General features: G+C 67.1%; 13 protein-coding genes. 4 read left to right on the top strand and 9 right to left on the bottom strand.

Annotated elements, in window-relative coordinates; all coding sequences use genetic code 11:
* The first annotated feature begins 1 nt into the window (after position 1).
* From M3M54_RS14535 to M3M54_RS14525, 3 genes are all read left to right on the top strand, one after another.
* Entirely contained in the window at positions 2–286 is a 285-nt protein-coding gene (locus tag M3M54_RS14535) for a hypothetical protein (RefSeq protein WP_249019752.1), read from the top strand.
* A 94-nt stretch (positions 287–380) separates the two neighbouring features.
* The gene (locus M3M54_RS14530; RefSeq protein WP_249019751.1) at positions 381–956 is read left to right on the top strand and encodes an RNA polymerase sigma factor; all 576 of its coding nucleotides are present in this window, start codon (positions 381–383) and stop codon (positions 954–956) included.
* Complete coding sequence (locus M3M54_RS14525) at positions 949–1914, top strand: hypothetical protein (RefSeq protein ID WP_249019750.1); 966 nt, start codon at positions 949–951, stop codon at positions 1912–1914. The genes M3M54_RS14530 and M3M54_RS14525 overlap by 8 nt, the downstream gene beginning before the upstream one ends.
* 208 nt (positions 1915–2122) lie before the next feature.
* Here M3M54_RS14525 and M3M54_RS14520 read toward each other — a convergent pair whose 3' ends face one another.
* The 4 genes from M3M54_RS14520 to M3M54_RS14505 all read right to left on the bottom strand — a co-directional run bounded on the left by M3M54_RS14520 (position 2123) and on the right by M3M54_RS14505 (position 5456).
* Complete coding sequence (locus M3M54_RS14520) at positions 2123–2782, bottom strand: hypothetical protein (protein ID WP_249019749.1); 660 nt, start codon at positions 2780–2782, stop codon at positions 2123–2125.
* Complete coding sequence (locus M3M54_RS14515) at positions 2779–3069, bottom strand: DUF3072 domain-containing protein (RefSeq protein WP_249019748.1); 291 nt, start codon at positions 3067–3069, stop codon at positions 2779–2781. The genes M3M54_RS14520 and M3M54_RS14515 overlap by 4 nt, the downstream gene beginning before the upstream one ends.
* 518 nt (positions 3070–3587) lie before the next feature.
* Positions 3588–4562 (bottom strand): DUF932 domain-containing protein, encoded by a 975-nt coding sequence (locus M3M54_RS14510; protein ID WP_249019747.1) that lies wholly within the window; start codon positions 4560–4562, stop codon positions 3588–3590.
* Positions 4563–5105: 543 nt separating this feature from the next.
* A complete protein-coding gene (locus tag M3M54_RS14505) occupies positions 5106–5456 on the bottom strand; it encodes a hypothetical protein (protein ID WP_249019746.1) in 351 nt (116 codons plus the stop codon).
* 317 nt (positions 5457–5773) lie between these two features.
* Between M3M54_RS14505 and M3M54_RS14500 the strand changes: the two genes are divergently transcribed.
* Positions 5774–5998, top strand: a complete 225-nt coding sequence (locus M3M54_RS14500) for a hypothetical protein (protein ID WP_249019745.1) — start codon at positions 5774–5776, stop codon at positions 5996–5998.
* 41 nt (positions 5999–6039) lie between these two features.
* Here the strand turns inward: M3M54_RS14500 and M3M54_RS14495 are convergent, their stop codons facing one another.
* The 5 genes from M3M54_RS14495 to M3M54_RS14475 all read right to left on the bottom strand — a co-directional run bounded on the left by M3M54_RS14495 (position 6040) and on the right by M3M54_RS14475 (position 11261).
* The gene (locus tag M3M54_RS14495) at positions 6040–6471 is read right to left on the bottom strand and encodes a ParB N-terminal domain-containing protein (RefSeq protein ID WP_249019744.1); all 432 of its coding nucleotides are present in this window, start codon (positions 6469–6471) and stop codon (positions 6040–6042) included.
* Between the two features lie 127 nt (positions 6472–6598).
* The gene (locus M3M54_RS14490) at positions 6599–7303 is read right to left on the bottom strand and encodes a response regulator transcription factor (protein WP_249019743.1); all 705 of its coding nucleotides are present in this window, start codon (positions 7301–7303) and stop codon (positions 6599–6601) included.
* Positions 7304–7411: 108 nt separating this feature from the next.
* Positions 7412–8665: an ISL3 family transposase gene (locus tag M3M54_RS14485; protein ID WP_249019742.1), complete on the bottom strand. Its 1254-nt coding sequence runs from the start codon at positions 8663–8665 to the stop codon at positions 7412–7414.
* A 398-nt stretch (positions 8666–9063) separates the two neighbouring features.
* Positions 9064–10632, bottom strand: coding sequence for a toll/interleukin-1 receptor domain-containing protein (locus M3M54_RS14480; RefSeq protein ID WP_249019741.1), 1569 nt, complete (start codon positions 10630–10632; stop codon positions 9064–9066).
* Positions 10633–10994: 362 nt separating this feature from the next.
* Positions 10995–11261, bottom strand: a complete 267-nt coding sequence (locus M3M54_RS14475; RefSeq protein WP_249019740.1) for a YdeI/OmpD-associated family protein — start codon at positions 11259–11261, stop codon at positions 10995–10997.
* Positions 11262–11421: the final 160 nt, after the last annotated feature.

The following is an 11421-nucleotide window of genomic DNA, read 5'->3' as shown; positions in this document are numbered from 1 at the left end:
CGTGGCTGCCGACGCGCCACCAGATCACGGGCGGCGCGCCGGGGATCGCTTCGTCGCCGTACGCGACGTCGCGCAGGCGTCTGTCGCAACCGCGATCTCCCAGACATCACCGGTCCCGTGGACCCACGTCACGCGCGGCAGTTCCCAGCAGCAGCGGGCGGTTGTCGCTTCCCTGGTTATGGCGAATTGCGTGTTTCTCGTGGATCTCGCGCTCGAGACGTGCTTTCGCGTTCGCGCGCGCATCAGCCGCGTCCGCATCCTCGTTCAGACGTTTGCGAACCAATGAGCCGCGGGGAGGGGTCGGCCGTGCGACTCTCAGCTCTGGGCTTGCGAATGGAAACTTCGCGACGGATTTGGTGCTTGCGAGCGACATACACGGTATGACGACCATTGAGACGGATGCTGAGCTGCTGCGCCGCTCAGCCTCGGAGCCCGCGGCATTCGGCGAGCTATACAAGCGGCATGGAGTGGCGCTGCGGCGATATGTCGTGAGCCGGGTTGGCGTCGGAAGTGGCGAGGACCTGGCTGCCGAGGTGTTCGTCCGCGCCTTTCGCGCCCGTGAGAAGTGCCGTGCTGAGCACGACAGCGTCCGGCCGTGGCTGTTCGGTGTGGCAAATCATGTGATCAGCGATCACCGCCGGCTCGAGCGCCGCCGACTCGCCACGTTGGAGCGTCTGCTGGTGGAGGAGCGTGACCTGGCCGGAAATCCCGACGTCGGTCTGACGCTCGAGACGATCCACGCGCTGCGCCGTCTGCCAGCCACCGAAAGAGACACCTTGCTGCTCCTCGTATGGGGAGAGCTTTCGCGGGACGAGGTTGCAGCCGCCCTCGGAGTGCCTGTTGGCACCGTCAATTCCCGCATCGCCGCTGCGCGCAAGCGCCTGGCATCCGATCTAGCGCCGCTACGGCGGGTGGCGCGACCAGAGCTACGACTGAACGGAGAGAGCGATGGCTGATCTAAACGACACCCTGCTCGCAGTGAGATACGCAGGAATCCCGAATCTACCCGACACGGGCGACGCTGGTGACCGCCATGCGCAGCAGGCGCTTGAGCGCGAGATGACCGGCAGCGGGTCGTGGCGCCCGGCTTGGACGACACGACGGATACGGGTAGGTGCCTTTGCCGTAGCCCCGGTCGCCGCGCTGGCGGTAGCCGCGACCGCTGCAGCGGCCGCCACCGTGGCGGTCGCGATCAGCGCCACGAGTCTGTTTCAACAGAACCCGGCGGCGATCCCCGGCGGCCCGCCACAAACGGTCCTCCCGGCGACAGTGAGACAGGTCGACAGCGTCACGATTCCGGACTACGGCACGGTCGTCGCTTGGGGAGCGACGACGCAGCAGGGCGGACTCTGCCTGGCGCTGAAGCTGCCAGACGGTACATGGGCCGGCCTGCCGCCAGGAACAGCGACCGTCAGCGGCCCGGTCCCTGGCTGCTTCACGACCCGTCAGCAGATGGTCGTCAACCACGAGGCTGTCGCACCGGGCCAGCAACCAACTGGGTTGGCTCCCATGCCGTTGGAGCTGTGGCACGAGACGGTGGTCAACAGCACCGGGCAGCACTGGGACATCTACGTCGGATATGTCGAAGCGCAAGGCACCGCCGCCACCGTCCGCAGCCCCATCACGGGCGTAAGCGCGCCGGTGACGAGCGACGGCTATTACATGCTCGCTGAGCCCACCGCGCACGACGGTCAGATCCCAGGGATGGCTCCGCCTAAGAACGCACCGGCTCCGCCTAAGAACGCACCCCAAGGCGAGTACAACCCCAACACCCTCTGCGAAGGGTGCGATGGCGGTTACCTCCAGGTACTGAACGCCGCCGGACAGCCGCTCCAGCCCGACTACACATTCGGCAAGCTCTTACCCGGCTATTCATGGGGACCGACCAGCGGACCAAGCTCGTCAAACCCGTAGTCTCAAAGTCGTCGGGCGGAGCACGACGCGCCGCCCGACGACCAGTTCGCGTGCTCAGTCGAGCACGGCACGGAGAACCGGCTGGACTGCCAACTACCTCACCTGTCCGGACCCGCTTTGACTTCCGGACACGTGTTGTTCCGAGCTCTCGCATGAGCCTTGCATCGCGCGGATAGGGGGTGAGAGAACCCTTTGAGGATCAACGCTTTTAGCAGCCGAGACACGACCGAATCGTTGCCTCGTATTGAAGCTGCTCCAGGAACAGGTCGTACGGGGCGGGGTTGGTGCCACGTGGCTCGATCCGGTCCAACGCGTAGGCATAACGGCTGAGCGGGAGATCAGCGACGGGGATCCGGTTGCGCGTTCGTGCCTGCATCAGGTAGTCGCGAACGAGGGCCTGCATGTGCGCGTTGGCGCCAGCGCCGTGCTCCTCAAGGCCACGCTCAACGAGGTAGGCACGGCCTCCTGGCGTCAGAGGAACGTCGGTGACCCTCACCACTCCGAGCACTCGCTGCCCATACAAGATCCGTTCGCCGGTACTGGTCGAATAGCGACCCAGCTCCACGCGCTGGCCGGTCTGACCCCGCTGGCGTGTCGAACCCGCCGGCCCGATCGGATCACCGTCGCGATTGAGTTGATCCCCGCCGCCAGCCGGGTGCGCCCGCCCGTCGACAGCCGCCGCAGGACGACAGTTGTCGTCCTCGCTGCCGCCACATAGGCCGTCGAGAACGACAGGTTGCTCCGGCTGAAAACGCACCACGCCAGCTACACGCTGGCCGTAGATGATCCGGTCGCCTGTGGTGATCCGGTAGCGGGCAAGCTCGACCCGCTCGCCGACACCCGCCGGCTGCGCGGTGAGGGTGCTCATCGTGTGTGCCTCCACGTCGCGGCTGACCCGTACCCGTCGACTTCGCTGGCCTGGACGGCGGTGGCATAGCTGAGCGGCGGGTCGCCGTGAAGCTCACGCGCCTGGTTCTCTGCCTGGAGCTCCGCGAACGTGAAGCCGGTGTCGGCGATCTGCTTTAGCCGGTGGATCTCACGGCTTGCCTGCGCGCGGGTGTGCGGGTAGGTGAACGTCCCGCCGGTCCGTTTGGCGAGCGTGCGCAGGTAGGAGAGCTGCCGGCCGGTCGGCGGTATGTCGGTGGTGGGCGTCATGTTGTGGCTCCTTGGTGTCTGGGGGTTGGGCATGCCCGCGGCTGAACGCCGCCCAGACGCCGGGGCGGAACCACGGCGCGTGAGCGCCAGCGGGGAAGGGAGCCGCAGGCGACCTTGAAGCCCACGGCGTGGCGGTGGTAGAAGCAAGCGGCAAAGCCCAACCCCCAGACACCACGGTGCCGGCCGGCCACCACAGGCCATCACCGACCACAACCGGCGTGCGTACGCCCGCCTGTTTGCCGCCAAGCCCGCTGGTGCTCACCGCACGGCCGGCGAGCGCGCGCACGCGCCGGGCGGTGCTCTCCCGCAACGACCGCTGCCGGTCGCCGGGCTCGACGGTCGCGTTGACGGCAGCTGGCCTGAACCCCCAGCGCGTTGCCCGGCAGCGGACCGCCCGTACACCTGCTGGACAGTCGCCTCAGCACGCCGCTGGTCTGGTACTCACCCGCGCGGGCACGGGGGATTGGCGTGACCGTCGGCGCCGGGGCCTGCGCTGCACAGACCCCGGCAGCCGTGGCTCAGACCGCGGTGATCAGCTCGAGCGCACGGGTCTTTGTGCTGCTGTCGTCGATCGCCCGCCCGAAGCGTTGGGACCCTTCGTTTAGCGGGCGGATCCAGTCGGCGTGTTCGACGATCGCGTTGACCGCCGCCCACTTGCTGCCAGGGGCGTTGCCCTGGGTGTCGCCGAGCGCGAAGATCTCGACGATCCGCTGCTTGGTCTGCTCGCGGGAGCGCCGCGCCCGGTGACCGACATCAGCGGTCCCTGACGGGTAGAGCTCGTCGAGCACGTGGCGCAGCTGCGTCTCGCTGCAGCGCTCGCTGGCGAGCCGGTCACCTACCGTCTTGAACTGCTCGTAGTAGTTCACAGACAGCTCGAGCACGCGCCGAGCCTGCAGGACATGCTCGCGCACGCGTTCGGTGTGGCGGATCGAGTATTTCTGTCGCGCCCGACTGAGACCCCAGTTCAGTGTGTTCTGACAGACCACGCGCACGGGGGTCAGCGCGGCAATCACGGCTGTTGAGCCGTCGTGGCTGTTCATCAACAGGACGTACGGTCTTACGGGGTCGCCGCCGACCTCGATGTGCTCGGGCAGGGTCGCGAGCACCCAGACACGACGGCCACCATTCAGGCTGCCGGCGGTCTCGAAGTTGATCGCGCTGCCGAGCAGCTGGTCGACGAACTCGAACGCCTCCTGGTTCTGGACCAGGCGGTAGCGCTCTCCCACGATCCCGAGCACCTCCCCGCTGTCCTGGCGGACGTTGGCGTAGTAGCCGGGGATCTGCACGCAGCGTGGCTCCCACCAGTCCGCTGCGGTCGCGCTGTCGCCACGGTCGATCCCGATCGGTTCGCGCTTGACCTGCCAGCCCAGGCCGGAGCGCTCGATCGCCTCCGCGATCGTGGCTGGTGGCGAGTCGAGCACGGCACCGAGGCCGTGCCACGGCTCCTGGCGGACGGAGAACATCGAGTCGGTTACTGTCAGTCCTGCGGGCATCAGCGCCCTCCCTTACTGGGTTGTGGCCTCGCCGGATGCGAGCGCCGTTCCCCGACCCCGACGCGCCCCGCAAGGGGTGCGAACATCGGGAGGGGACGGGCTCGCACCCGGCGTGATGGCGACGCCTCCAGGTCCTCGACCTCGTCGATCCGCTCACCGTCGTGCTCGTCGGCCTGCGACCCATCCACCCGGCTGCCCGTGAAGTGGCCGTTGCCCTCGCCGGCCTGTGGCGGCTGCTCGGCCGCGGCCGGCCGTTCTGCTGGATCGCAGCGAGCCCCTTGTCATAGTCGGCGTTGGCCTTGAAGATCGCGTTCTCAAGCTGCTTGAGCGACACCGGCAGGTGCGACCCGGCGAGCTTGGCAAGCGCCTTGGCGACCTGGTCGTTGTGGGAGAACCAGCTGAGTGGACGCTGCTGCTGGCTTGACGGCACGACAAGCCGGCTTGCGTACCGTTAGGCGGCGATCACGACCAGTGCGCGTCCGTACAGCCCTGCTGCGCTGCGCGCCCCTTCAATGAACCTCCAACATCCACGCGATCGCGTCGTCAGTCGCCGTAGTCGACCCTTGACGCTCCGCGACACCCGTCCGCCCCGGTCTTGGTGACGTCGATGCGGAACGCTTCGATGACCAGGCCGATGGCGCTCACGGCGAGCTGCTTGGCCTTCTCGCCCGCGGTCCCGTACCCGCCGTGGTAGTCGCCGCCGAGCGCGGCGGCGACGAAGAAGCGGGCCACGAGCATGTCCTGCGGATCGACGGTTGCCAGCCCGATGCGCAGCGCCCACCCGAGGTCGAGCTTGACCCCCTGCGCCTTGCACGGCAAGCTGCCGCAGCTCGCGTCCGTGCTCGCGCTTGAGCTTCGCTGCGCGACCTGCCGGCCCGTCATCAGCACCAGCACCGCCGGCGGGCCGTGGTTTGGTCTTGCGCTGCTGGGTGAGTCGTTCGGCCTGCTGGCGCAGCTCCTCTACCGTGCGTGCGAGCGCCTGCTTGGCGAGCTCGCGGTACAGCGAACGGTCGACGATCACCAGCGCACGCTCGCTCTCGATCAACACCCCGGCCGCGCGGGGCTGGTTGACATCCAGCTCGTTGAAGCGGATCGGCGGCCGGCTGTAGGTGGGGCGGTTGACCGTCTTGTGCACCTGCTCGATCTCCGCGAGTTGCTCGCTGGCGTTCTTGCCGAGCGTCAGCTCTCCCACCTCGCTCTTGTTCAGGTGCGTGAGGCAGGCGGAAAACGCCTTGGCGCCCGACTTCCTCAGCACCCGGCCGATCACCCAGCCGACCTCGCTCTGCAGCCGACCGACGATCCACGCGCCACCGCCGGCGATGTGGGCGAGAACCTCCGCGAGGATCTCCGGGCTGGCTTTCCCGAGCTCGCGCAGCGTCTTCGCGCACGAGAGCGGGATCACGCCGTCGCCGATCAGCTTCTGCGCGCCAGCCTGAAGCTCAAGCAGCTTGATCCGGGCGCTGACCCGGGCCTTCGGTCAGCCGAGCGCCTGCACGGCACCGTCCTCGGTCAGGCCGCGCGCAGCCATCGCCTGCAACGCGAGCGGCTCCTCGTACGCGTTCAGTTGCTTGCGCGTCACGTTGTCGATCGCTCGCGCTGAGGCGACCTCGGCGCCTTCGCTGTGGTGGTCGCGCTCCAGCACGACCGCGTCGATCGCCGTGTGCTGCAGCTTCAAGACAGCGGCGTAGCGGTGAAAGCCGGGGACGAGCTCGTACTGAAAGCCCTGGCCCGCGATCTCGCCCTGAGCGACCGTGATCAGGACCGGCACCAACACGGCCGGCAGCGCGATCAACCCGGCGAGCGCGTCGAGGTGACCTGGGCCGAGGTCGCGCACGTTCACCGGAACGTAGACCCTGTCAAGCGGCACCGCGACCATCGTGGCCGGTGTGGTTGGAAATGTGCTGGCCATCTGGCCCTCCCTTGCGGGGTTGTGGCCCCACCGTGTGCGAGACCGTCCCCGACCCCCAGCGCCCACAGGGCACCACAATCGGGAAAGGGATGGTCCCGCGCACGGCGGTGAGCGCCGCCCGCGCCTCTCACACCGGCGCGCCGGCGGTATGCGTCAGGCGGTAGCCGACACCCCACACATTGATCAGGTAGCTCGCGCCATCGACGGAGAGCTTGCGCCGCAGCCGCGCGACATGCGAGTCAAGCGTGCGGGTGCGCGCCCAGTCGCCGAGATCCCAAACACTGGACAGCAGCTCGTTGCGGGTGAACACCCGATCGGGCTCGGACGCGAGCACCACAAGCAGCTCGAACTCGCGGTTGGTCACCTCGATCTCGGTCTCGGCGATCCAAACGCGGCGCGCACCGATATCGACGCGCAGCGCCCCGGCGCGCAGCACTTGGCGTGCGCGTCCCGCATTGGCGCGGCGCAGCAGCGCCGCCAACCGGGCCCGGACCTCGACATACAGCCACGGCTCGTAGATCACATCATCAGCGCCACGGTCAAGCAGCAGCAGCGGGGAAAACAGATCCTCGCTCGCGGACCCAGCCAGAATCGGCAGCCACGCGTCGATCGTGGGGTGACCGTCACCGCGCACAATGTCAACCAGCCTGGCCGTATCAGAGCCGAGGTCCACGATCAACGCGTCGACACGGTCCACAAGAAGGCTGCGCGCGTGCCCCAGACAGCTCGCAGCCAGCGGCCTGTAGCCGTCCGCCTCCAGATTCTCGGTAAGCGCCGTCCGTGCCGCGTCGTCCTGCACCGCGACCATCACACGCTGAGGTTCGGTCAGCATCACATGCCTCCTGGGCCTGTGGCCCCACCCGGGTGGCGGGGCCGGTTACCCGACCCACAAGGCGCCCGACAGGGCGCAAAAATCAGGGTCTTGTGACGTTTTCGTGGGTTATTTGACCCGGTCTGGGAGTGGTGGGCAGAGCCCGGATAGTGTGAGCATCGCGAGCGCGATCAGCGCGTCGGCTGAGTGAAAGCCGAACGCTCGTCTGGTGATCAGCCTGATCTGGGTGTTGATCTGTTCCACGCGGGCGTTGGAGAGCCCGAGGCGGATGGCAGCGAGGATCCCGTCGCGTTGGGCTGTGATCGTTCTGGCGAGCTTCGTGAACGCCGGCAGCCGGCAGCGTCTGGCCCAGGCCAGCCATGCGTCCAGCAGCGCCTCGGCTTCCTCGTAGGTTGCGGACCGGTAGATCTGGCGCAGCTGTTCCTTGAGCAGGTAGGCGCGGTACAGCGGCCCGTTGAGCTTTCCGATCACCGCGAGCTTCTGGGCTTGGCGGTCGGTGAGATTCTCCGGGTTCTTCCACACACAGAACCGGGCGCCCTTGAGGTCCTTGGCGAGCGTCAGGTTCTTCTCGCGTCTGGCTTCGCGCCACAGCTCACGGCGGACCTCGTCAAGCGCGTCGGTTGCTAACCCGATCACGTGGAACGGGTCCACGCAACGCTGCGCGTCAGGGACCGCTTCAGCGACCGCGGAGCTGATCCATGAGGCCATGTCACAGGACACAGATTCGATCTCTTTGCAGCGCTCTTGGCCGAGCGCATCAAAGAACGAGAGCACCGTCTGGCGGTCGCGGCCAGGGGCGGCCCACACCAGCCGGCCGCTGTGATGATCAACGACGACGGTGAGGTATCTCTGACCGCGTCTGTAGCTGATCTCGTCGATCCCGATGCTCGTAAGCCCCGACAGCAGATCGACCTTCAAGCGGGCTTCGCCACAGACCCGCTCAAGGATGCTCCCAACAGTCCGCCAGGAGCAACGCATCAGCTCAGCGACAGCCTTCTTGGAGCAGTTCACCGCCAGCCAGCAGCACTGATCCTCAAACGCACGGGTGAACCTGGAGTCGTGCCTGGCCCACGGCACCCGGGCGACCACCACCCCGTGCTTGCTACAGCACACCCGCGGGGCGTCAGCCTCGATCCAGCACAGCGACGTGCCGAGGTCCAGCGCCCGCCAACGCCGTCGCCCGCCGCCACGATCAAAGCGCCCCGCACGCCGGCCACAGATCCCACAACGACCCCGCTCCCGCCAGCCCGGCCGGACCGCCACAACAACCTCCGTCCCCTCCCCAGCGTCGTTGACGTTGACCTCCTCGATCACCGTCCCGCGCAGCCCAAGCAGCCGCGCCCATACTCTGATGCTGCGCACGTCTCGTTCGCCTCCTAAGGAATCCAGCACTGAAGAAGCCGGAAACCCTAGAGCCAACGGGGCGTGCGCCCCGTTCTCAGCCGGTCACTACACCCACGAAAACGTCACAAGCGCCAAAAATCAGGGGAGGGCCCGGCCCCACCAGCCGGAACCAGGCTGCTGCCTCCCGCATGTGGGCGCTGTTCCGGCTGCTACCCGAGGCCAGCGGTAGCCGCCGAGCGCTGGCGCTAGGCTCTCACGTTCCTCGCTCACCGGCGATTTCAGCGCGTTCGGCCGAATGACGTTTTGTCGCCTAAGCGCAAGCGGTGCAAGAGGCATCCAAAGGGCGAAAGCGATCACCGACTGGAAAGGTGATCCCGTGCGCTTCGCGGCTGTGCGATCGTTTCAGCGGCGCTGGGTTACGGGTGCGGGCGATTCTCGGAACCAACGTTGCTCCATCCTCCGCCGGCGTTGTATTGGGCAACCGCCCATAGGCGGCGATCCGGTTTGTCGCCGGTTCCGTAGTCAAGCCAGAAGCGAAACAGCTGGCCGGCGGGGACGCGGGCGTCAGCGGCGATGGTGCTCACGACGAGCTCGACTGGTCGCGTCGAGCCTGGCGCGATAGCGGTCGGCGGTTTTACCGTGATCGGGGCGGACCCAGCGGGGTCTGCTCCGGCACCAAGGATGTAGGCCACGGCGGTGCCGACGTTCTCGACCTCGACGATTGCCGCCTGGGACCAGATGACTTGTGGCGGTGGTGTCACTTGGTGGGGATCGTTGAGCCGATGCTGAGATGGGGGAGCGAGCACGAGGACCGGCTCAGTGATTGCCTGCGGGACGGTTGAGGTCCGATCGGTGGCTGCCGGCGGCTCCTCGGATGGGACCACCGACCTCAACACGGGCTCACCTGTTCGTGGCGTCGTGTCGGATCGCAGCTCCTTGGAGAGCGCTCGAGTTATCCGTTCGACTACGTGCGGGATGCCCATGTCGGTAGAGACGCCGATCCGGGTGGCTAGCATCGGGGCCTTCTGGGCCAGATAGTGCTCGTCAATCCCGTGCCATACGGGCAAGATCACCTTCGCGCCCGAGGTCGACTCCTTCGCAGCGAGCGCCTCGAGTTCCTGTTGGGTCCAGTACTTCGCGAACGCGAAGAAGCTCTCGCTGAGGATGACGACGCCGCAGCGGCTTTGGGCGAGACCGTCGTTGATGCGTTGCAACAGACTGTCGCCAAGGGTCAGCTCGTACTCGTCGAGCCAGACCTTCCACCCCGCTGCCTCGAGCGCCTCGGCGATCGGGCGTGCGACATTAGCCTTGTCCTCGCTCGCATGAGAGATAAACACCGTGAGCTGCTCCCCGTCGGGCGCGGCCACCACTGCGGGCGCGCTGAGTGGCTGCTCCGCTGCGGGCCAGTGCCATGTGGGGCTGCGGTGCAACTCATCGGCCCGGATCCGGAGGTAGTCGTCGATCGTTTCGGCCTCCCAGTAGTTCACGACGGAAGTGCTGACTTCCCGGACCCAAACCTCACTGGAGCTCTGAGGGGTGCTATTGCCGAGGAAGGGCGCCTCACGCTCCACGATCTCGGCGAGCGCCGACGGATGGACATTTACCCGCGCCGCAAGCTCCACGATGTCGTCTCTTGTAAGGCTTGGGTGATCGTCCGCCGCGAACCGTTCCCGGGCGCGGGACAGGGCCTCGTAGAACCCGGCGAGAAACGACTGGCCACCCTCGACCAGCCTGAGACCGAACAGTGAGAGGACCGCACGTTCAGGGTGGCCTGTCCGGAACCGCAGCGGTTGCGGCATGTCGAACACGATCGCCTCGACCGGGGTTGGCTTCCCGAGCCTGACGAACGCTCGCGTCAGATCGGTGAGCAGCGGCCAGGCACCGTCGCTGGCGAGCGCCGCGACGATCCGGTCGAGAAGCTCACGGTGCTCGTCAGCCCATGCAACGAACTGCGCTGGCATGAAGTCGAGCGTCTCGTCGGGCACGAGCGGATGGTACGTGCGCCCACGGCGCGCCCCGAACCGCGTGAGAGCCAACGCCGATGCGGTGCTTCGTGCTTGACGACCGGAAGAAACATCGGTTCGAGTCCGATCGTCATCTCGTCGCCAATGCAATCGTCGCGATGGGGCTATCTCAGTTTCGGAAGCGATCGTCAGGGCTGATCGAGTGCCGGGCCGGCCGTGGAGCAGGTAGAGCAGGATCGAGTAGTGGCCAGTCTGCCGACTCCGCCGAAGATCATCTCGGATGTGTTCGCGGCGGGCGGCGCCGTCAGCGAATCCCGCTCCGGGGAAGCGGTCCGGGGAGGCGGCGCCCGCACTTGACTGGACGTCGGCGAGGGCTGCTCGATTTACTTGCCGTTGCGCTCTCGGTGAGCGCAGCCGGGCCAACAGCAAGGTCGGCGCTTTCCATCTTCGAGCTCTTCTTGAGTTCGTCGGATGCGCCGCTCGCGGGTCGTCGACTGCTTCGCGTCTTCAACCCAGCAGATGAACTCGTTGCGAGCCAACGACGTGATGTCGTTCCAAGCCTCCAGCGCCGTCGCGTTACTGACAAGCGCGGCGCGCAGGTCGGCCGGAAGCTCATGAACTACGCCACCGGGCACCGGTACAGCGGCCATGCGCCGATCTTACCGAGGAGAAACGGGATCACGGTCGAGTCGGCGACCCGCGGCAGTTATGCCCAGTCGTCGCCTATGCGTTCACGTCGCTCGTGGCCTCTGGGACGGCGAAGCAATAGCGGTGGTCGCTGCCAGCGACAACGTGACGGGACCGTCCGCG

Source organism: Conexibacter sp. S30A1, assembly GCF_023330665.1.
In the GTDB taxonomy this organism is placed as follows: Bacteria; Actinomycetota; Thermoleophilia; order Solirubrobacterales; family Solirubrobacteraceae; genus Palsa-465.
Note: the sequence above shows the minus strand (reverse complement) of the source record. Positions and strands in the feature narration are given on the sequence as shown.

Excerpts from the sequence above, each read along its gene's own strand:
- M3M54_RS14530 (WP_249019751.1), top strand. The coding sequence starts at position 381 with ATGACGACCATTGAGACGGATGCTGAGCTGCTGCGCCGCTCAGCCTCG.
- M3M54_RS14525 (WP_249019750.1), top strand. The coding sequence starts at position 949 with ATGGCTGATCTAAACGACACCCTGCTCGCAGTGAGATACGCAGGAATC.
- M3M54_RS14520 (WP_249019749.1), bottom strand. The coding sequence starts at position 2,782 with ATGAGCACCCTCACCGCGCAGCCGGCGGGTGTCGGCGAGCGGGTCGAG.
- M3M54_RS14515 (WP_249019748.1), bottom strand. The coding sequence starts at position 3,069 with ATGACGCCCACCACCGACATACCGCCGACCGGCCGGCAGCTCTCCTAC.
- M3M54_RS14510 (WP_249019747.1), bottom strand. The coding sequence starts at position 4,562 with ATGCCCGCAGGACTGACAGTAACCGACTCGATGTTCTCCGTCCGCCAG.
- M3M54_RS14495 (WP_249019744.1), bottom strand. The coding sequence starts at position 6,471 with ATGGCCAGCACATTTCCAACCACACCGGCCACGATGGTCGCGGTGCCG.
- M3M54_RS14490 (WP_249019743.1), bottom strand. The coding sequence starts at position 7,303 with ATGCTGACCGAACCTCAGCGTGTGATGGTCGCGGTGCAGGACGACGCG.
- M3M54_RS14475 (WP_249019740.1), bottom strand. The coding sequence starts at position 11,261 with ATGGCCGCTGTACCGGTGCCCGGTGGCGTAGTTCATGAGCTTCCGGCC.